At 65.3% G+C, this 20,507-nt stretch carries 20 protein-coding genes; 11 read left to right on the plus strand and 9 right to left on the minus strand.

Going from position 1 to position 20,507, the window contains the following annotated elements; all coding sequences use genetic code 11:
- Positions 1-31: 31 nt before the first annotated feature.
- The gene (locus tag SPYCA_RS10470) at positions 32-1,102 is read right to left on the minus strand and encodes a quinone-dependent dihydroorotate dehydrogenase (protein ID WP_120220221.1); all 1,071 of its coding nucleotides are present in this window, start codon (positions 1,100-1,102) and stop codon (positions 32-34) included.
- Between the two features lie 71 nt (positions 1,103-1,173).
- Between SPYCA_RS10470 and SPYCA_RS10475 the strand changes: the two genes are divergently transcribed.
- The 10 genes from SPYCA_RS10475 to SPYCA_RS10520 all read left to right on the plus strand — a co-directional run bounded on the left by SPYCA_RS10475 (position 1,174) and on the right by SPYCA_RS10520 (position 10,463).
- The gene (locus SPYCA_RS10475) at positions 1,174-2,994 is read left to right on the plus strand and encodes a DUF885 domain-containing protein (protein WP_120220224.1); all 1,821 of its coding nucleotides are present in this window, start codon (positions 1,174-1,176) and stop codon (positions 2,992-2,994) included.
- A gap of 100 nt (positions 2,995-3,094) precedes the next feature.
- The gene (locus SPYCA_RS10480) at positions 3,095-3,982 is read left to right on the plus strand and encodes an AraC family transcriptional regulator (RefSeq protein ID WP_120220227.1); all 888 of its coding nucleotides are present in this window, start codon (positions 3,095-3,097) and stop codon (positions 3,980-3,982) included.
- 304 nt (positions 3,983-4,286) lie between these two features.
- On the plus strand, positions 4,287-4,778 hold the full coding sequence (locus tag SPYCA_RS10485) for an SUF system Fe-S cluster assembly regulator (RefSeq protein WP_232003269.1): 492 nt from the start codon (positions 4,287-4,289) through the stop codon (positions 4,776-4,778).
- Positions 4,779-4,782: 4 nt separating this feature from the next.
- Positions 4,783-6,270: a Fe-S cluster assembly protein SufB gene (sufB, locus tag SPYCA_RS10490; RefSeq protein ID WP_120220229.1), complete on the plus strand. Its 1,488-nt coding sequence runs from the start codon at positions 4,783-4,785 to the stop codon at positions 6,268-6,270.
- A gap of 108 nt (positions 6,271-6,378) precedes the next feature.
- On the plus strand, positions 6,379-6,657 hold the full coding sequence (locus SPYCA_RS10495; RefSeq protein WP_146625121.1) for a hypothetical protein: 279 nt from the start codon (positions 6,379-6,381) through the stop codon (positions 6,655-6,657).
- Between the two features lie 2 nt (positions 6,658-6,659).
- On the plus strand, positions 6,660-7,493 hold the full coding sequence (gene sufC, locus SPYCA_RS10500; protein WP_120220233.1) for a Fe-S cluster assembly ATPase SufC: 834 nt from the start codon (positions 6,660-6,662) through the stop codon (positions 7,491-7,493).
- 121 nt (positions 7,494-7,614) lie between these two features.
- Positions 7,615-8,343 carry a SufD family Fe-S cluster assembly protein gene (locus SPYCA_RS10505; protein WP_120220235.1) on the plus strand — a complete coding sequence of 243 codons (729 nt, stop codon included), beginning with the start codon at positions 7,615-7,617 and terminating at the stop codon, positions 8,341-8,343.
- Positions 8,340-9,521: an aminotransferase class V-fold PLP-dependent enzyme gene (locus SPYCA_RS10510; protein ID WP_120220237.1), complete on the plus strand. Its 1,182-nt coding sequence runs from the start codon at positions 8,340-8,342 to the stop codon at positions 9,519-9,521. The genes SPYCA_RS10505 and SPYCA_RS10510 overlap by 4 nt, the downstream gene beginning before the upstream one ends.
- Positions 9,518-9,988, plus strand: coding sequence for an SUF system Fe-S cluster assembly protein (locus SPYCA_RS10515; protein WP_120220239.1), 471 nt, complete (start codon positions 9,518-9,520; stop codon positions 9,986-9,988). The genes SPYCA_RS10510 and SPYCA_RS10515 overlap by 4 nt, the downstream gene beginning before the upstream one ends.
- A 118-nt stretch (positions 9,989-10,106) precedes the next feature.
- On the plus strand, positions 10,107-10,463 hold the full coding sequence (locus SPYCA_RS10520; protein WP_443029478.1) for a HesB/IscA family protein: 357 nt from the start codon (positions 10,107-10,109) through the stop codon (positions 10,461-10,463).
- Here SPYCA_RS10520 and SPYCA_RS10525 read toward each other — a convergent pair whose 3' ends face one another.
- Together SPYCA_RS10525 and SPYCA_RS10530 are read right to left on the minus strand one after the other, a co-directional pair.
- The gene (locus tag SPYCA_RS10525; protein WP_232003270.1) at positions 10,464-11,180 is read right to left on the minus strand and encodes an extensin-like domain-containing protein; all 717 of its coding nucleotides are present in this window, start codon (positions 11,178-11,180) and stop codon (positions 10,464-10,466) included. It lies immediately after the preceding gene.
- Positions 11,181-11,244: 64 nt separating this feature from the next.
- Positions 11,245-12,654, minus strand: coding sequence for a cytochrome P450 (locus SPYCA_RS10530; RefSeq protein WP_172595036.1), 1,410 nt, complete (start codon positions 12,652-12,654; stop codon positions 11,245-11,247).
- Positions 12,655-12,813: 159 nt separating this feature from the next.
- On the opposite strand from SPYCA_RS10530, the gene SPYCA_RS10535 reads away from it, so the two are divergent.
- On the plus strand, positions 12,814-13,635 hold the full coding sequence (locus SPYCA_RS10535; protein ID WP_120220245.1) for a hypothetical protein: 822 nt from the start codon (positions 12,814-12,816) through the stop codon (positions 13,633-13,635).
- 9 nt (positions 13,636-13,644) lie between these two features.
- On the opposite strand, the gene SPYCA_RS10540 is transcribed toward SPYCA_RS10535, so the two are convergent.
- The 6 genes from SPYCA_RS10540 to SPYCA_RS10565 all read right to left on the minus strand — a co-directional run bounded on the left by SPYCA_RS10540 (position 13,645) and on the right by SPYCA_RS10565 (position 20,506).
- On the minus strand, positions 13,645-14,949 hold the full coding sequence (locus tag SPYCA_RS10540) for a dicarboxylate/amino acid:cation symporter (RefSeq protein WP_120222275.1): 1,305 nt from the start codon (positions 14,947-14,949) through the stop codon (positions 13,645-13,647).
- A gap of 96 nt (positions 14,950-15,045) precedes the next feature.
- On the minus strand, positions 15,046-16,836 hold the full coding sequence (locus SPYCA_RS10545) for an SLC13 family permease (RefSeq protein ID WP_120220247.1): 1,791 nt from the start codon (positions 16,834-16,836) through the stop codon (positions 15,046-15,048).
- 151 nt (positions 16,837-16,987) lie between these two features.
- The gene (gene aroC, locus SPYCA_RS10550) at positions 16,988-18,064 is read right to left on the minus strand and encodes a chorismate synthase (protein WP_120220249.1); all 1,077 of its coding nucleotides are present in this window, start codon (positions 18,062-18,064) and stop codon (positions 16,988-16,990) included.
- A gap of 6 nt (positions 18,065-18,070) precedes the next feature.
- Complete coding sequence (locus tag SPYCA_RS10555; protein ID WP_172595038.1) at positions 18,071-18,601, minus strand: GNAT family N-acetyltransferase; 531 nt, start codon at positions 18,599-18,601, stop codon at positions 18,071-18,073.
- Positions 18,594-19,421, minus strand: a complete 828-nt coding sequence (fabI, locus tag SPYCA_RS10560; RefSeq protein ID WP_120220253.1) for an enoyl-ACP reductase FabI — start codon at positions 19,419-19,421, stop codon at positions 18,594-18,596. Before fabI ends, SPYCA_RS10555 begins: the two co-directional genes overlap by 8 nt.
- A gap of 17 nt (positions 19,422-19,438) precedes the next feature.
- Positions 19,439-20,506 (minus strand): YihY/virulence factor BrkB family protein, encoded by a 1,068-nt coding sequence (locus SPYCA_RS10565; RefSeq protein ID WP_120220255.1) that lies wholly within the window; start codon positions 20,504-20,506, stop codon positions 19,439-19,441.
- Position 20,507 lies beyond the last annotated feature (1 nt).

The following is a 20,507-nucleotide window of genomic DNA, read 5'->3' on the forward strand; positions in this document are numbered from 1 at the left end:
TCACTACCCCTCCCGCTTGCGGGAGGGGATTTTACTTCTCCACCCCCACCGCGTCGCTCACCCGCGCAAAGCCGTCGCGCGCCGCCAGCGTCTCCAGCCCGCGCGCGATGCGGCCCGCGAGGCCCGGCCCTTCATAGACCATCGCCGAATAGATCTGGATCAGGCTGGCGCCCGCGCGGATGCGCTCCCACGCCTGGCTCGCCGACGCGATCCCGCCTGCGGCGACGAGCGGCAGCTTGCCGCCGCTCGCGGCGCGGAAATCACGCACGCGCTGGAGCGCGAGTTCGGCCAGCGGCGCGCCCGACAGGCCGCCCGCTTCGGCGGCGTGGCGCGATACCAGCGCCGACCGCGTTATGGTGGTGTTCGACACGATCACCGCCGCGAGCCCCTTGCCCAGCGCGACCGCGACAATATCGTCGATGTCGGCGGGCTCAAGGTCGGGCGCGACCTTCAGGAATACGGGCCTGGCTGTGCCAACGGGCTGGGCCGCGGCGACGCCGTCGAGCAGCGCTTCGAGCGCGCTCTTGTCCTGCAAGGCGCGAAGCCCCGGCGTGTTCGGCGAGCTGATATTGACGGTGAGATAGTCGGCGAGCGGCGCCATCGCCGCCGTGCCCTTCGCATAGTCGGCGATGCGGTCGGCGCTGTCCTTGTTCGCGCCGATGTTGATGCCGAGCGGCGTCGGCAGGCCATGGCGGCGCAGGCAGGCGATACGCTCCGCCGCCGCCGCCTGCCCGCCGTTGTTGAAGCCCATGCGGTTGATGATCGCGCGATCCTCGACCAGCCGGAACAGCCGCGGGCGCGGGTTGCCCTCCTGCGGCAGCGGGGTGAGCGTGCCGACCTCGACAAAGCCGAAGCCGAAGTGCGGCATCGCGTGCGCGACGCGCGCATCCTTGTCGAAACCGGGGGCCAGTCCGACGGGATTGGGGAAGCGCAGTCCGGCAAGCTCGGTCGCAAGCGCCGGGCTGGTCAGGGCGTGGCGCGCGCGCGGCATCGGCTGGAGCGCGGCGAGCGTCAGATTATGCGCCGCCTCGCCATCGGTGGCGTGGACGAGCGGGCGGGCGAGCGCATAGGCGGCATCGGTGAGCGAGGCGAAAAGCGACATGGCCCGCCATTGCGCGCGCGGCGGCGCTATGGCAAGCCCCCGGCTATATCCGCATAAACCGGGAGAAAATCGTGTCGCACCTCCGCACCCTCGCTCGCTTGTCCACCGGCCTTGTCTTGTTCGCCGCGGCCGGCTGTGCGCCCATGGCCGGCCAGGATGGCGCCGTGGCGAGCGCACCACCCCCCGCGGCGGCGGCGGTGCCGGCGGGCGCCGACCTTGCGCAATTCTTTGAGAATTACGATGCGGCGCTGTTGTCGCTGACGCCGCAGAGCAAGGCGTATCGCGGCATTCGCGACGCCGACTATGGCCGCTGGGACGACGTCAGCGACGAAGCCGCGGTCGCGCGTCACAAATTGCAGCAGGCGAGCGCCGCGGCGATGCGCGCAAGCTTCGACCCCGCGACGCTGTCCGCCGACGAGGCGCTGTCGTTCGAGTTGTTCAACGCCGCCGCGGCCCGCGCCGAGCGGCTGTTCGCTTACCGCAACCATGACTATATCTTCGACCAGATGAATGGCGCGCAAAGCCAGTTGCCCGCGTTCCTGATCAACATTCACCGGGTCGCCAATGTCGCCGAGGCCGAAGCCTATGTCTCGCGCATCCGCGGACTCGGCCCGCTTCTCGACACGCTGTCGGCGCAGTCGGCCGAACGCGCGGCGCGCGGTATCCAGCCGCCGAAATGGGTCTATGCCTATCTGATCTCCGACATCGGCAATCTGCTCGGCCCCGACAATGCGGTGATCGACGACATTAGGGCGAAGGTCGGCAAGCTCGACGTCAGCGATGCCGAAAAGGCGCGGCTGATCGCCGCCGCCAAGGCGGCCTGGACCGAAAGCGCCGGCCCCGCCTATGCCCGCCTGCTCAACGAAATGAAGCGCCAGCAGGCGAACGCGCCGACCGCGGACGGCGTCTGGCGCCTGCCCGACGGCAAGGCCTATTACGAGGCGCTGCTTGCCAATTATACGACCACCGACATGACCGCGAGCCAGATCCACGACCTTGGCCTGGCCGAAGTCGCGCGCATCCATGGCGAGATGCGGGCAATCATGGCGAAGGTCGGCTTCGAGGGTAGTTTGCAGGAGTTTTTCGTCCACCTGCGCACCAGTCCGCAATTTTATCACACGACGCGCGAAGCCTATCTGGCCGACGTCGACAAATATGTGAAAGCGATGGAAGCGCGGCTCCCCGCCTTCTTCAACACGCTGCCCAAGGCGCCGCTGGTGGTCAAACCCGTCGAGGCGTTCCGCGAAAAGTCGGCGGGCAAGGCCTTTTACCAGTCGCCCTCGCCCGACGGGTCGCGGCCGGGCACCTATTATGTCAACCTCTATAACCTCAAGGACATGTCAAAGACCGAGCTGGAGGCGCTCGCCTACCATGAAGGCGTGCCGGGGCATCACCTCCAGCGCGCGGTGCAGACCGAGCTAACCGGCCTGCCACCCTTCCGCCGCTTTGGCGGCGTCACCGCCTATACCGAGGGGTGGGGGTTATATTCGGAGGAACTCGCGAAGGACATGGGTTTCTACACCGATCCCTATAGCGATTTCGGTCGGCTGGGTATGGAGCTTTGGCGCGCGTGCCGCCTCGTCGTCGATACCGGCATCCACGACAAGCGCTGGAGCCGCGAGCAGGCGATACAATATCTGAAGGATAATACCCCCAACCCCGACGGCGACATCGAAAAGGCGATCGAGCGCTATATCGTCTATCCGGGGCAGGCGACCGCCTATCTGATCGGCAAGCTCAAGATCATGGAGCTGCGCGGGCGCGCGCAGGCGGCGCTGGGCGAACACTTTGATTTCCGTCACTTTCACGATGTCGTGCTCGAATCGGGACCGGTGCCGCTCGACATCCTCGAACGGCGGGTCGAGGCGTGGATCGCCGCCGAAAAGGGTTAAGATGGTTGACGATTGCCGCTTGACGGAAGGCGCCGAAAAGCAAATGATTTGATTCAGATAAAGGGCGGCCGGGGAAAGGCCGTCGGGGTCTGGGTCTGTCATGTCGCAAACATCATCCTCGCCAAAAGGCGCGGACGGCAGCGCGCCGTTCGAGCTTCATTATTTTCCGCCCGATCCCGATCTGGCGGAGATGGTGTCGAGCTTTTACATCGCGCGGATCAACATGCCGCGGTTCGACGAATATGAGCGCGCCGACCGTCCGCAGTTCCGTTTCATGACGGTCGCCGATGGCGAATATATCTTCGCCGATGGCAATCATTCGCCCGCGTGCCGCGCCAATATCGTCGGGCCGACCAGCGGCCGCGTGCGCGCCATCGCCAACGGCCCGACCGCGATGTTCGGTTTCGGCATGTTGCCCGCGGGCTGGGCGGCGCTGATGGGCGACGACGCCGACAAGCTGACCGACGATGCGATGGATGCCGCCGACCTCTTCGGCCCCTGGATCGACGAGGTCGCCGCCGCGCTCGAACAAGCGGACACCGCCGAAGAGAAGCTGGTGATCGGCAATAATTTCGCGCGCGAGGTGCTGACGCGCGGCGAGACTGCGCCGATGTGGTTCATCCGCACCGTCGACGAATGGCTGACCGCCACGCCTTCGCCGCAGGTGCCGGCGCTGGTCGAAGCCACCGGCATGTCGATCCGCTCGGTCGAGCGGATGACGAAACATTATTACGGCCTGTCGCCGCGAATGCTCGCGCGCAAATATCGCGCGGTGCGCGCGGCCTCGGCGCTCGCACGCGGCGAAGGGCTCGACGCGGCACAGCTCGGCGACGCCTTTTACGACCAGTCGCACCTGATTCGCGAGATCAAGCGCTTTGCCGGCGCGACGCCCGGTCAGCTCGGCAACCCGACCCTGTACACGCAGGCGACGACCACGGGCCGAAAACAGCTTGCCGGCAAGGTCAGCCCGATCGTATCCGAAACATAAGGCGGCGCGTTAACCATCAAAAATTGCGCAGCCTGACGATTTGGCGTTTCCATACAATCGCGAATCGCCCGCTGCGCATAATCGAAATCCGCGACCCAGAAGAGCTCATCCTCCTTGACGAGGACTTGAGACCTTCATCTCGGCACCTATTCGGCCTCGGCCGGGTGGGTGCCTTTTTTTTGCGCCGCAACTTTTCTATCGCGGCGCGAGGCCACGCTTGCTTGCGCGCCGCGCAAGCCTCTCCTATATAAGTGGAGCAAATTACTCCATTTAAGAATCGTTCGCAATTTGCGACGGAAAGAACATGCGCCTGTCCAACCTTGCCGATTATGCCGTGGTGTTGATGAGCGCCGCCGCGCGCCAGTGCGGATCGGTGCCGATTCACGCAGGCATGCTGGCCGAACAGACGGGTATCCCCGGCCCGACCGCGCAAAAGCTGGTGAGCGGACTTGCCCGCGCCGGCCTGCTCGTCGCGTCGCGCGGCAGCGGCGGCGGGGTGCGGCTCGCGCGGCCCGCGGCGGCGATCAGCGTGGCCGATATCATTGAAGCGGTCGAGGGACCGATCGCCCTCACCTCTTGCGTCGCCGAAGGGCGGCACGATTGCTCGCTCGAAGGCAGCTGCAAGGTGCAACCGCATTGGGGCGTCGTGAACGGCGCAGTGCGCGGGGCGCTGGCGAACATCAGCCTCGCGAGTCTCGCCGTCGCCCCCGCGAAGGCGGGGGCCGCCGACGATTCCGTGCCCGCGCCGCCGAGCAAGCCGACAACGCCCCCTGCCTTCGCGGGGGCGACGAGTTAAAGAGATGACCGACAATATCGAAACCCCCGTGAAGGATCAGGCCGCCCGCGAGGCCGCACTGCGCGTCGCCGATTACGAACATGGCTGGTCCGCCGACATCGAGACCGACTTCGCGCCAAAGGGGCTGACCGAGGATACGATCCGCTTCATCAGCGCGAAGAAGAACGAGCCCGAATGGATGCTCGACTGGCGGTTGAAGGCATTTCGTCACTGGCTGACGATGGAAACGCCCGACTGGGCGAAGCTCAATGTGCCGCCGATCGACTACCAGGACGCTTACTATTATGCGGCGCCGAAGCCCAAGCCGAAACTCGGCAGCCTCGACGAGGTCGATCCCGAGATCCTCGAAGTCTATAAAAAGCTCGGCATTCCGATCGAGGAGCAGAAAGTGCTCGCCGGCGTCGAGGGCGCGCGCAAGGTCGCGGTCGACGCGGTATTCGACAGCGTCAGCGTCGCGACGACCTTTCGCGAGGAGCTGAAGCGCGCGGGCGTGATCTTCCTGTCGATCAGCGAGGCGATCCGCGAATATCCCGAGCTGGTGAAGAAGTGGCTCGGGCGCGTTGTGCCGATGCGCGACAATTATTTCGCGTGCCTGAACTGCGCGGTCTTTTCGGACGGCACGTTCGTTTACGTGCCCGAAGGCGTGCGCTGCCCGATGGAGCTTTCGACCTATTTCCGCATCAATGCCGAAAATACGGGGCAGTTCGAGCGGACGCTGATCGTCGCCGACAAGGGCGCCTATGTCAGCTACCTCGAAGGCTGCACCGCGCCGATGCGCGACGAGAACCAGCTCCACGCCGCGGTGGTCGAGCTGGTCGCGCTCGACGATGCCGAGATCAAATACAGCACCGTCCAGAACTGGTATCCGGGCGACGCCGAAGGCAAGGGAGGCATCTATAATTTCGTGACCAAGCGCGCGCTGTGCCAGGGCGCACGGTCGAAAGTGTCGTGGACTCAGGTCGAAACCGGCAGCGCGATCACCTGGAAATATCCGAGCTGCGTCCTCAACGGCGACGACAGCGTTGGCGAATTCTATTCGGTCGCGGTCACCAACAATTACCAGCAGGCCGACACCGGCACCAAGATGATCCACAATGGCAAGCGCACGCGCTCGACCATCGTGTCGAAGGGGATCAGCGCCGGCAGGTCGAGCGGCACCTATCGCGGCCTCGTCCGCGTCGCGCCCAATGCCGAGGGGGTGCGCAACTTCACCCAATGCGACAGCTTGCTCCTTGGCGATCAGTGCGGCGCGCATACGGTGCCCTACATCGAGGTCCGCAATCCCACAGCAACTGTCGAGCATGAAGCGACGACGAGCAAGATCAGCGACGACCAGCTGTTTTACGCAATGCAGCGCGGGCTGGGACAGGAAGAGGCGGTGGCGCTGATCGTGAATGGGTTTGCGAAGGAAGTGTTGCAGCAGTTGCCGATGGAGTTTGCGGTCGAGGCGCAGAAACTGCTGGGGATTTCGCTGGAAGGGTCGGTCGGATGACGATAGCCCCCACCCCAACCCCTCCCCCGAAGGGGAGCGGCTTGACGCGGTCGAGGCGCAGCGGTCGCTGGGGGTCAGCCTTGAGGGGAGTGTGAGATAATGGATCGATTGGACCAGATCATCGAGCTTCAGTCGCGTTTCGGGGCGCTCAAACAGCGTGCCCACGACTATCGCTCGAACCTTGGCCAGCAGCCAGAAGATCAGGGCTTGCAGCTGCTGGATACCGTTGAAACCGTGTCGCGGGATCAGCTCGACACGCTTGAAAAACTGAAGGCGCAAATCATCGCCGGGAACAGCTTTCTGGCCCGCTTTACCCTGTGGATGTCGAACCGAAATGCGGCAGCGATGGAACGATTGATGAACAAGGCCGAAGAGGATGTTTCCTGAAAATGCTGAAAATTGAAAACCTCCACGCCGCCGTCGCCGACAAGCCGATCCTGAAGGGCCTGTCGCTCAGCATCAATGCGGGCGAGATTCATGCGATCATGGGGCCCAATGGCGCGGGGAAATCGACGCTCTCCTATGTGCTCGGCGGGCGGCCAGGGTATGAGGTGACCGAGGGGTCGGTAATGTTTTCGCCATCGTTGCACTCCGGCGAAAGCCCGAGTCCAGAGACTTACAGCGCAGCGGATGCCGCCCTGGACCCCGGCGTTCGCCGGGGTGCGGAAGCGCTCGACCTCCTCGCCCTCGACCCGCACGAGCGCGCCGCCGCCGGCCTGTTCCTCGGCTTCCAGTATCCGGTCGAAATCCCCGGCGTGTCGAACGTCCAGTTCCTGCGCGAAAGCCTGAACGCCCAGCGCAAGGCGCGCGGGCAGGAACCGCTGTCGGGCGGCGAGTTCCTTAAACTGGCGCGCGAGAAGGCGGCGCTGCTCAAGATGGACATGGACATGCTCAAGCGCCCGGTGAATGTCGGCTTTTCGGGTGGCGAGAAAAAGCGCAACGAGATGGTGCAGATGGGCATCCTCGACCCTCGCCTCGCGATCCTCGACGAAACCGACAGCGGACTCGACATCGACGCGCTGCGCACCGTCGGCGACGGGATCAACGCGATCATGCGGCGGCCGGACAAGGCGGTGCTGCTGATCACCCATTACCAGCGTCTGCTCGACTATGTGCAGCCCGATTTCGTGCATGTCCTCGCCGCCGGCCGCATCGTCAAGTCTGGCGGCCCCGAACTCGCGCTCGAACTCGAACGCGAAGGCTATGCGGAGATCGCGGCGTGAACATCCACACGCACCTTCCCTTCCATCGTCATGCCGGACTTGATCCGGCATCCCGCTTTTTCGGCGGCGAAGGAAGCGGGACCCCGGATCAAGTCCGGGGTGACGAAAAGGGTATGACCCCATGATCGCGCTTCCGACCCGGCGTGACGAAGCGTGGCGCTATAGCGATATCGACGCGGTTGCCGATCTGTGGCCGATCAAGACTGAGCGATTTGTCGTCAGCGAGAATGAAACGCATGCGATGAGCTTTGTGCTCGACGCTACGAAAAGCGTTGCTCGTGACGTCGAGATCGATCTTGAACCCGGTGCACAGCTTGACCTGCACGTCCTCAACATCGCCGGAGGATATGGCCGCCTCGCGTTGCGAGCTTTCCTGGGCGAAGGAGCCCGCTTCCATCTTGGCGGCGTCCAGATCGGCGGTGCGGGCCAAACATTGGAAATCGTGACCACGATCCATCATGAGGAACCCGGCGCGGTCAGCAGTCAGACCATTCGTTCGGTTGTAGCGAATAACGCCACCGGCACCTATCTCGGCAAGGTCGCCGTCGCGCGCGACGCGCAGCAGACCGACAGCGAACAGGATGTGAAGGCGATGCTGCTCGACCGCAGCGCGACCGCCAACGCCAAGCCCGAGCTCGAAATCTTCGCCGACGACGTCAAATGCGCGCACGGCTGCGCGATCGGCGAACTCGACGCGATGAGCCTCTATTATCTCCAGTCGCGCGGCCTTCCGCCCGCCGAGGCGAAGAAGATTTTGCTGCAGGCCTTCGTCGCGGGCGTGTTCGACGGCGCCGAGGATGAGGAAAAGCTACAGGCGCTCGCGCTGGCGAAGCTGGGGGAACTGGTGTGAGCACCGCGACCGCCCTCCGTACCTTCCCCGATGTCCGCGCCGACTTCCCCGGCCTCACCCCCGGCTGGCATTATCTCGACACCGCCGCCACCGCGCAGAAGCCGCAGGCTGTGCTCGACGCCTGCACGCTGGCGATGGGGCGCGACTATGCGACCGTCCACCGCGGCGTCTATGCGCGCTCGGCCGACATGACGCTGGCCTATGAGGCGGCGCGGCGGCGGATCGCGGGCTTCATCGGCGCGAAGGAGGACCAGGTCGCCTTCGTGCGCGGGGCGACCGAGGCGATCAATCTTGTCGCCTATTCGCATCCCAAGAAGGGCCGCGTGCTGCTCTCGACGCTCGAGCATCACAGCAATATCGTGCCGTGGCAGCTTGCGGGGTGGCAGGTCGATGTGTGCCCGCTGACCGCAGACGGCTGCATCGACCTCGACGCCGCGGGGAAAATCCTGACCCCCGAGCACAATATGGTCGCCTTTGCGCATGTGTCGAACGTGCTCGGCAGCCCGCTCGACGTCGCGCGCGCGGCGGAACTGGCGCATCGCGTCGGCGCCGAGCTGCTGATCGACGGATGCCAGGCGGTGCCGCGCCTGCCGGTGGATGTGACGGCGCTCGGCTGCGACTATTATGTCTTTTCGGGGCACAAGCTTTACGGTCCCACCGGCGTCGGCGCGCTGTGGAGCGACAAGCTCGATGCCTTGCCGCCATGGCAGGGCGGCGGGTCGATGATCGACCGCGTGACCTTTGCCAGGACGACCTATGCCCCTGCCCCCACCCGCTTCGAGGCGGGCACCCCCGCGATTGTCGAGGCGCTGGGGCTGGCGGCGGCGGTCGATTATGTCGAGACGATCGGGGTTGCGGCGATCTACGCGCACGAATGCACGCTGGTCGGCACGCTGCGCGAAGCGCTCGCGCGGCGCAACAGCATCACCCTTTATGGCCCTGAAAACAGCGCGGGAATCGTCAGCTTTTCGATGGCGGGGGTTCATCCGCACGACATCGGCACTATCTTGGACGAAAGCGGCGTCGCGATCCGCGCCGGGCACCATTGCGCGCAGCCGCTGATGGAGCATCTGGGCGTGCCCGCGACCGCGCGCGCGAGTTTCGGTTTGTACAGCAATGACGACGATGTGGCGGCGCTGATCGACGGCCTCGCCCGCGTCGAAAGGATTTTCGGATGAGCGAGGAGCGGACGATCAGGGTCGAGGAAGTCACGCGCGTCGCGGCGCCGCCGAAGGCGCGCGCGCTGGACGCCGAAACCGCGCCCGAAAAGCTGGAACGCAAGCGCGATTATCTGGAGGGCTTCCTGGCCGCAAAGCCCGCGGCGGTCGATCCCGCGGCGGTCGGCGGCGATCTCTATGAGGCCGTTATCGCGGCGCTCAAGGATATCTACGATCCCGAAATCCCCGTGAACATCTATGACCTTGGCCTCATCTATAATGTCGAGATCGACGAGGGACATGTGCTGGTGACGATGACGCTGACGACGCCGCATTGCCCGGTCGCCGAATCGATGCCGGGCGAGGTCGAACTGCGCGTCGGCGCCGTGCCGGGCGTCGGCGACGCCGAAGTGAACCTTGTCTGGGATCCGCCCTGGTCGCCCGCCAATATGAGCGACGAGGCCCGGCTGGAACTGGGGATGTTGTGAGGCAGGCCCTGAACAATTTTCCGTTCGCATCGAGCGAAGTCGAGATGCCCCTCGGGCTGGGCGCCACGTCGATGGGTGTCTCGACTTCACTCGACACGAACGGGGAAAGGAATCAATTGTGACTGAAACGCAGACCCGCCCCCGTCCCGCCGCGGTGACGCTGACGCCCAATGCCGAAGCGCGCATCGCGAAGCTGATGGCCGCTGCCCCCGCAGGCGCAATCGGCGTCAAGCTGTCGACCCCGCGGCGCGGCTGTTCGGGGCTCGCCTATTCGGTCGACTATGTTACCGAAGAGGCGAAGTTCGACGAAAAGATCGAGACGCCCGGCGGCACCTTCTACATCGACGGCGCCTCGGTGCTCTATCTGATCGGTAGCATCATGGACTGGGTAGAGGATGACTTCGCCGCGGGCTTCGTGTTCGACAACCCGAACGCCAAGGGCGCCTGCGGCTGCGGCGAAAGCTTTACCGTCTAATCAGCGGCAAACCGTCCACCCAGCCGTCCGCGCGGCCATATCGAAGTGGAAATGATCGGCGTGCGCGGCATTATGGTCGGGTGACAGCACTGTCGAGAACAGGCCGCACGATCCGTCGCGCACGGCGTGCAGGAACTCGCTGCGCCGGTCGCCGGGCTCCCAATCGTTGATGAGCGCGATCCGCGTGCCGTCGGCGAGGACGAACGCCGAAATGTCGATCGCATTGGCGGTCGAATGCTGGCTCTGCGCTGCACCACCGGCGATTTTGCGGCAATTATAGCTGCCGAGATTTTCCAGTTCGACGACCGCTTGCCCGAAATAACGCTCGGCCGCCGGCTGCACGACATCGCGCGTCCACAGCGCCATCGCCGCGGTGACGGCGCAGCCGGGCGCGGCGTTCGCGGGGCGCATCGTCGGCACGAGGCGGTTGCCGGTCAGAATCATCCGCTGGCTGGCGCGGCACACGCCCTCGCCCACGACCGGACGCCGCAAATAGCCTGCGCCCGAGCGGTCAAAGGCCGCGAAGCAGGCGGCATCGTCGTCGGCCAGCGCGACCAGCTTGCGATGCGTCGCCCAGCCCTGCGGGTGCGCAAGCTCGAAGCGCGCGCCGGGGACATGTTCGGGATGATCGCGCATCCATTGCACGCCGCGAACCGCGGCGAAGGCGAGGAGCAGCGCGACCGCGAACCAGAGGAGATAGGGGCGGAGACTCGTCACGCGCCCCAGATGACGGACTTGAGGCGTCCCGGCAAGGAACGGGTCGCCCCCGCGAGGGCGACGATTATGTCAGCGGCTCGAACGTCACCATCAGCCCGTCCTTGGGGCGCGGAATCGGCAGCATCTGCCATTCGGGGGCATAGCCGGGCGCGATGCTGATCCGGTGCGTCGTGACGACATGATGGAAAAAGATTTTCGCCTGCATGTATGCGAAATGCAGCCCCAGGCACATATGCGCGCCACCGCCGAAAGGCACCCAGGCATATTTATGCCGCCCGCGCGCGACCTCCGGCGAAAAGCGCATCGGGTCGAACTTGTGGGGTTCGGGCCAATGCTCCTCCATCATATGCGTGAAGGCGGGGCTGACCCCGACCGGGGTGCCCGCGGGGATGCGATAGCCGCCGAACTCGAAATCCTTGAGCGCGCGCCGCGGAAAGCTCGGCACGGGGGGCACGAGCCGCAACGCTTCCTTGAACGCCCATTCGGTAAGCTCGAGCTCGCCAAGGCTGTTGTGCCCGACGCCCTCGCCCGCAGGGGCGACGGCGAGCATCTCTTCACGAAGCCGGTCCTGCCATTCGGGATGGCGCGCGAGTTCCCAGACGAGCGTGGTGATCGAGCTGGTGATCGTGTCGTGCGCCGCCATCATCAGGAAGTTCATATGATCGACGATCGCGTCGACACTCATATGGTCGCCATTGTCGTCGCGCGTGCGGCAGATCTGGCTGAACATGTCCTCGCCCGCGCCTTCGCGGCGTTCGGGGACCATGCGGCTGAAATAATCGACCAGATAGGCGCGGCCCCTGGCGCCGCGGCCCATCGCGGTGAAAGGAAGCGGGCGGCGCACGATGCCGATCGACGCCTGCACCATGTCGACGAAGGCCTTGTTGACCTTGTCCGCCTCCGGCCCCCAGGGGATGCCGAGAAAGCTGGTGGCGGCGAGGTCGAGCGTCAATTCCTTGATCGCGGGATAGAATTTGAAACTCTTGCCGCTCCAGCTCGCAACCCGCCCCCTGATCCCGTCATTGAGCGCCTCGGCATAATGGCGCATCGGTTCGGGCTTGAAGGCGACCGACAGAAGCTTGCGGTCGGCGCGATGCCTGTCGAAATCCATCAGCATCAGCCCGCGCGGGAAGAGGAGGTTAAGCACCGGCCCCCAGCCCTGTTCGGACGAGAAAATCTTGTCGCGGTCGAACATGACCAGCTCGTTCGCTTCCGCCCCGTGCAGCGCGACGCTGCGCCCACCGAAACTGTTGTTGCGATAGACGGGGCCATATCGGGCGACCATTCGGCGCGCGAAGGCGGGGTAGTCGCGCAGCTGTTCGAGCGTGTTGCCGATCACGGGCAGCCCATCCTCGCCCGGAATATGGTCGATCGCGCTGTCGGGATTGCGCGGCAGCCAATGCTGCGTATCGGGGCCGAAGCGTGCGGCCGACCAACGGCTGCTGGCGGGGTGGATTTGCGTCGGCGCGTTCATCGGGTCGAATCCTTGTCCATCCTGGCGTTGGCCCGATGGGTATCGCACTACTGACAATGGTGCAAGTAAGGCTTTGCGCACCATTCACCGCAAATTCAACTCGGCTCGGGCAGTTTCGACCCCAGGGTCGCAATCCGCCGACCGAGAAGGACCGAGTCCATGCCCATGCGTTCCACGCGCGCCCTTTCCATCGCATTCGGCGCGCTCGCGACGACGATGCTGTCCGGATGCTATTATGGCGACGTCCATGGCGCGAGCTATGCTGCGCGCGGCGATTGCGCGGCGCGCTATGGCGATGCCTATTATGATTATGGCGGCTATGCCTATGACGACGGCTATGGCTATGATTGCTATGACGCCGCCGATTATGGCAGCGGGTTCGTCCAGATCGGCTTTGGCGGCGGCTGGTACGACAATTATTATTACCCCGGCTACGGGCTGTGGATGTTCGACCGCTATCGCAACCGCTATCCGCTGCGCGACCATTATCTGAACTATTGGGGCGGGCGGCGCGCCTGGTGGAAATATCATGGCAAGCGCGGCGACGGGAAAGCCGGCCGCCCTGGCTGGCATCGCGACCGCGACGGCGATGACGACCGCGGGCGCGGCAAGGGACGGCCCGGCTGGAATCGCGATGCGCACGACGACGATCGCCCGCGTGGCGCGCGTCCGCGACGGCCCGCAGAAGGCATGACCGGCACGCCGCGAGCGATCCGCAACCTGCCCGCGACCGAACCGGGCGAGATATATTCGCGGCCACGCGGGCGGGGCGAGACACGCGCGACGCAACGCTCGCGTCAGCAATGGCCGGAGAGTGGCGCAGCGCCGTCCGGCACGGCGCCGGTTTTAAAGAGCGCGCCCCCTGTCGCGCGCCCGGCCGTCCGGTCGGCTCCGCCACCGCGAGCGAGCACGCCAGCGGCACCGCCACCTCGCGCGCGCGCCAACCGCGTCGACCGGCCCAACAAGGTGCGCGATCAATAGGTAAAAGGGTCAGCCGGGGCCACGCGCCTCGGGCTGATCGTCGATCCCGGCCGAAACGACCGTTGCCGCGACCAGGTCGCCGATGACGTTCAGCGTCGTGCGGCACATGTCGAGGAAGCGGTCGACGCCGAGCACCAGCCCGATGCCCGCCGGTGGAACGCCGACCATCGCGAGGATCAGCGCGATCACCGGCAAGGATCCTGCCGGAACGCCCGCCGTCCCGATACCCCCGAGGATGCACACCGCCATCACCATGATCTGCTGTTGCAAGGTCAGGTCGACACCGAAGAATTGCGCAAGGAAAATCACCGTCACGCCCTCGAACATCGCGGTGCCATTCTGGTTCGCGGTCGCGCCGATGGTGAGCACGAAGCGCGCGACCCGGTCGGGCAGGTGCAGCCGGTCGTGCGCGACGCGCAGCGCCGTCGGCAAGGTTGCGTTCGACGAAGCGGTGGAGAAGGCCATCACCGACGCTTCCTGCGTTTCGCGGAAAAAGGCGATGGGCGATTTGCCGGCCAATGTCTTGAGCAGGATCGGAAAGACGACGAACATCTGCAAGCCCAGCGCCAGCAACACTACGCCGACAAACGCCGACAGGCGGACAAGCAGGTCGACCCCGAACTGCGCGCCAAGGTTGAACATGAAGCAAAAAATGGCGATGGGCGCGAGGCGGATGACCAGCCCGATCAGTTTCATCGCGACCTCGAACACACCCTCGATCGCGCTTTTCAACGCCTGCGTCTGCGGCGTCTGCACCATCATCAGCCCGATGCCGAAAAACAGCGCAAAGAACATCACCGCAAGCACGTCGTTCTGGCTCATCGCAAGGAAGAAATTATTGGGGACGATCGCGACGATCGCGTCGGCCCCCGCCTTCGCCTCACGGCTCGTCTGGATGATGCTGCCTGCGCGCTCGGCGCCGTCGGCGATCAGCGAGCGCGCGACCTCCGGATCGACGCCCGCGCCCGGCTGGAGCAGGTTGACGACGAGCAGGCTGATCGCAACCGCGATCGTCGACACGAGAATCGTGTAGATCAGCGTGCGCAGCCCCACCGTCTTGAGCGCGCGCATCTCGCCCATCTCGGCCACGCCGACGATCAGCGCCGATACCAGCAGCGGGATGACCAGCATGAAGAGCAGGCGCAGGAAGACATCGCCAACCTTGCCGAGATAGAAGATCACCTCGTCGACCCACGGCTGCCCCGCGGCGCCATAATGCGCGGCCAGCCCCGCGAGCAGGCCGACAACAAAGCCGATCAGCATACGCCATTGCAGACGCCGCGCGCGCGCTTCTTCCTGCCCCTCGGCCGGCATCACGATGCTCGCTTCGGCCATCAATTCTTCCCCCTGCTTGCGACCTGTAAGGCCGCGGACCCTAGCGGCGGCCAAAATGGCGCGCAACCGGCGCGTTTACATCAACAGGCTGATCGCAACGACCGTCGCGGCGCCGACGCACACGGTCATGGGAATACCGGCGCGCAGGAAATCGACGAAGCGATAATTGCCCGCCGCATAGACGAGCGTGTTCGTCTGATAGCCAATCGGCGTCGCAAAGCTGGCCGACGCCGCGAACATCACCGCAACGACCAGTGGATAGGGATCGACGCCGAGATCGCGCGCCACCGCAATGGCGAGCGGGGTGACGAGGATGGCGACCGCATTGTTGGTCACCACCTCGGTCAGCAGCACCGAAATGGCATAGGTGGCAAGCACCAGCCCCCACGGCGGCACATCGACCAGAATCGGGGTAAGCTTGCCGACCACCAACGCCACGCTGCCGGAGTTTTCGAGCGCCAGCCCGACCGCGAGCATCGCGAAGATCAGCACCAGCACATTGCCGTCGATCGAATCCCATGCCTCGTCGGCGTCGATGCAGCGTGTCACGAGAATCAGCCCGACGCCGATGATCGCCGCAACGCCGATGTCCATCACGTTGAGCGCGGCAAGCAGAATGACGCCGAGCAGCGCGCCGATCGCGATCGGCGCCTTGCCACGCCGAAACTCGCGTTCGGTCGTCGAACCGACGCCATAGAGGTGCGGATTGCCGTACATCTGCTCGATCTGATCGGCCGGGCCGGTAACCAGCACGCGGTCGATCGCCTGGATGCGCGCATTGGGCAGGTCGGGGCCCGGCGTCTTGCGAAAGCGCGCGATGCCGAGGATGCGGACGCGCAGCGCCGACAGAAACGGGATTTCGATCAGGCGGCGGCCGATCGCGGGATGGCTGGGCGCGATCATCGCCTCGACGATCTCTTCCTCATCCTGTTCGACATCGTCATGCCCCGCGGTCAGCCCGATCGCGACATTCTTGTTCGCGCGCAGCGACAGCAGCTCCGCCAGTTCGAGCCGCAGCACCAGCCGGTCGTCGGCCTGCAACTTTTCGTCGGCGAGCGCGGTGCGGCGCAGCGCGCCGCCCCGCTTCAGTCCGACCAGCCTGACGTTGGCCCGCCTGGCGAAGGGCACGTCGCCGACGCGGCGGCCCACCAGATTGCCGCCCTTCAATATCCGCACTTCGGACAGGAAGGAACGGTGATCCTGGCTGAGCGCAATCTGGTTCGGCGTATCGTCGGGCAGGAAGCGCCGCGCGATCGACAACAGCCCAAAAGCCCCGACCACCCCGGCGACCAGTCCGACCGGCGTGATGGTGAAGATACCGAAGCGGTCGAGGCCATTTTCCTCCGCCACGGCCGCCACGAGCAGGTTGGTCGAGGTGCCGACCAGCGTCGTCGTGCCGCCGAGGATCGCCACATAGGACAGCGGGATCAGCAGGCGCTTGGCGCCGAGGTTGAGCGCCGCCGCCAGCCGGAGCATGATCGGGATCATCACGACGACGACGGGCGTGTTGTTGAGGAAGGCCGAGGCGACATAGACGCCGAGGAACATTTCGGCGAGCGCAAGCTTTGGATGTCGCTGCGCACGCGCGATGATCCGGCTCGCGATGGCGTCCAATGTGCCCGTGCGCAGCAGCGCGCCCGACAGGATGAACATCGCGCCGATCGTCACCGGCGCCGGGTTGGAAAAGACAGAGAAAAGATCGCGCCCCGACAATATGCCGAGAAAGAGGAAGGTGCAGGTGCCGAGGATCGCGACGACGGTTGCCGGAAAGCGTTCCAGAACGAAGCCCACGAACATCACCGCCAGGACGACCAGGCCGATGATCGCCTGATATTCGGTGACAAAGGCGCGGGCGACGTCGATCATTTTACCACCGGAGCCTGCTCATCTTCATCTCGATCGTCATTCCGGCGAAGGCCGGAATCTCACCATGGCGTTCTGCCGTGGCGGCGAGATTCCGGCCTTCGCCGGAATGACGCCATGATGTGAGATCGCGTTTCAATCCAGCCCGACCAAGCTAACCGCACTGCGCCCGGTGGAGCAGCTTGTGGTCGGCGAGCACCAGCGCCATCATCGCCTCGACCACCGGCGCGCCGCGGATGCCGACGCAGGGGTCGTGGCGGCCCTTGGTCACGATGTCGGTCGCCTCGCCCGCCTTGTTCACCGTGGGCACGGGGGTGAGGATCGAGCTGGTCGGCTTGAAGGCGACGCGCACGACGACGGGCTGGCCGGTCGAAATGCCGCCCGCGATGCCGCCGGCATTGTTCGACAGGAAATCGGGGCGGTTGCTGCCGTCGGTCGCGGGCCGCATCGGGTCGGCATTCTCCTCGCCGCGAAGCCGCGCGGCGTGGAATCCAGCGCCGATCTCGACGCCCTTTACCGCGTTGATCCCCATCATCGCGGCGGCAAGGTCGGCGTCGAGCTTGGCATAGACGGGCGCGCCCCACCCCGCGGGAACGCCGCTCGCGGCGCATTCGATGACCGCGCCCAGCGAACTGCCCGCCTTGCGCGCGGCGTCCATCAGCGCTTCCCAGCGCTGCGCTGCGGCCGGATCGGGGCAGAAAAAGGGATTGCGGTCGATTTCTTCGAGGTCAAAGTTTTCCGGGTTGATCGCATCGCCGCCGATTTCGGCGACCCAGGCGTGAATCTGAACCTCCGGGATCACCAGCCGCGCCACGGCGCCCGCGGCGACGCGCGCCGCGGTCTCGCGCGCGCTCGACCGGCCGCCGCCGCGATAATCGCGGATGCCATATTTGGCGTCGTAGGCATAATCGGCGTGGCCGGGGCGATAGGCCTGCGCGATGTCGCCATAATCCTTCGACCGCTGGTCGACATTCTCGATCATCAGGCTGATCGGCGTGCCGGTCGTCTTGCCCTCGAACACCCCCGACAGGATGCGCACCTGGTCGGGCTCCTGCCGCTGCGTCGTGTGGCGCGACTGGCCGGGGCGGCGCCTGTCGAGGAAGGGCTGGATGTCGGCCTCGGACAGCGACAGGCGCGGCGGGCAGCCGTCGACGACCGCGCCGAGCGCGGGGCCGTGGCTTTCCCCCCAAGTCGTGAAGCGAACGACGCGCCCGAAGCTGTTGAAACTCATAAGTCCCTATCCCATCCGGCCGAATGCGGGAGCGTAATCGGCCCTTCCGCCTTGCGGCAGAGCCGTGCCCGAGTCCAGCATCATCGCCATGAAATGCGGGCCTGAAAAGGGCGAAACGAAGCGGGCGGCGAGGTCGGGCGAATAGCCGAAGCGCGGGTAATAATTCTCATGGCCGAGCACAAAGCTCATCGCGATACCCTGTCCGCGCAGCATAGCGAGTCCCGCACGGATCAGGGCATCGCCGACACCCTGCCCCTGGCGATCGGGCGCGACCGAAACGGGCGCGAGACCCGCGGCCGCAAGGACGCGGCCGTCGGCTTCGACATTCATGCGGCTGAACAGGACATGCCCGACGATTTCGCCGCCCCGTTCGGCGACGAGCGAGGCCAGCGCGTCGCCGTCAGCCTCGATCATCCGCACCAGTTCGGCCTCGCCCTGATGCCCATATTGGGTTCCGGCAAAGGCGGCGCGGATGACGGCGTCGATGGCATCGGCATCCTCCGCACCCGCCGCACGGACGACAAGACCGTCAGGCAAGCGCAATATCCGGCGCGTCTTCCTGTTTCATGCCGATGGTGTGGTAACCCGCGTCGACATGGTGTGTTTCGCCGGTCACGCCGCTCGCCAGATCGCTGAGCAGATAGAGCGCCGAACCGCCGACATCGTCGATCGTGACATTGCGGCGCAGCGGGGCGTTATATTCGTTCCATTTCAGGATCAGGCGGAAATCGCCGATGCCCGATGCCGCCAGCGTCTTGATCGGCCCCGCCGAGATCGCGTTCACGCGCACCCCCTGCGGGCCATAATCATTGGCGAGATATTTGACGCTGGTTTCGAGCGCCGATTTGGCGACGCCCATGACGTTGTAATGCGGGATGACCTTTTCGGCGCCATAATAGCTGAGGGTCAGCAGCGACCCGCCGCCCTTGCCCGTTTCGGGATCGAAGGGCGTCATCATCGCCGCCGCGCGCTGTGCGACCGCGGTAAAGCTGTAGACGCTGATGTTCATCGTCATCAGGAAGTCGTCGAGCGTCACATCGGCATATTTGCCGCGCAGCGCTTCCTTGTTCGTATAACCGATCGCGTGGACGACGAAGTCAATCGTCGGCCAGCGCGCGCCGAGCGTAGCGAAGGCCGCGTCGAGATTGTCCATGTCGGCGACGTCGCAATCGATCAGGAAATCGCAGCCGAGCTGGTCGGCGAGCGGCTTTACCCGCTTGAGCATTACATCGCCTTGATACGAAATCGCCAGTTCGGCGCCATGCGCGTGCAGCGCCCGGGCAATGCCCCAGGCGAGCGACTTGTCGTTCGCAAGCCCCATGATCAACCCGCGCTTGCCCTTCATCAGACCCGTCATTTCCGTTTTCTCCGGCCTTATTTATCTTCGACAGTCACGTCGTCCACGCGCCCCATAGCGTCATGGCCCAAATCCTCAACCTCGACGAGCGCGGCGTTGAGTTCGGCGCCCATCACCATACCCAATCCGACGAGGTAGAAAAAGAACAGCGCGACCATCACCCCTGCGAGACTGCCATAGGTCGCGTCATAGCTGAGCAGGCCGGCAAGCAGGGGCGGCAGCGCCAGCGTGACGCCGATCCACCACAGGGTCGTGAACAGCGCCCCCGGCCATTTGGGGCAGCGCTTCAGTCGGCGATATTTCGACGGTGTCAGGCTGTAGAATAGCAGGTAGATCGCGACGAACAGGCCAAAGCCCGACACGGCGCGCGAGATGAGCACGACGCCCCAGTCCTGATATTGTTCGGGCAGCACGCGGGTCACGAACTGCTCGACCCCGACGATCAGCACCTGCATGCTGAACGACAGGAGCATCAGCACGACGGCGCCGGTGATGATGCCGATCGACAGCAGGCGGTAATGGAAGAACCCCTTGCTGAAATGCGTGCCATAGGCGCGCCGCAGAATGTCGCGCACCGTTTCGATCAGGCTGCCGACGGTCCACAGCGCGACGAGCGCGCCGAGCCACAGGAAGATGCCCGTGCGCGCGGTCATCACTTCGCGGATCGGACCCGCCAGGGCCTTGGCGACGGTCGGCGGCATCGTCGAGAAGACCGCTTCGACCGCGCGCTCGCCGCCGACGCTACCGCCGAACAGGCTGAGCGCCGCAGCGAGCAGGATGAAGAAGGGAAAGAGCGCGATCAGCGCCAGATAGGCCAGGTTGCCCGCGTGGATGAAACCGTCGGTATAGGTGCCGACAACGACGCGGCGCACGATCCGATAGGCGCGTGTGCCGGGGCCGAGCTGTTCGCGCCCGCGCTCGATGACCCCCTGCGCCCGCGCGCGCAGATGGACGCGTTTTGCCTGTTCGGCGCGCGCCTCGGGCGATTCGGGCGAATGGCCCTCGGCCAGAAACTCCTTGCCGACCTCGTCGGCGACCTCGCGCTCCAGCGCCGCCGCGCGTCCGTTATCCCTGACCTCAGCCACG

Source organism: Sphingopyxis sp. FD7 (assembly GCF_003609835.1).
Taxonomy (GTDB): Bacteria; Pseudomonadota; Alphaproteobacteria; order Sphingomonadales; family Sphingomonadaceae; genus Sphingopyxis.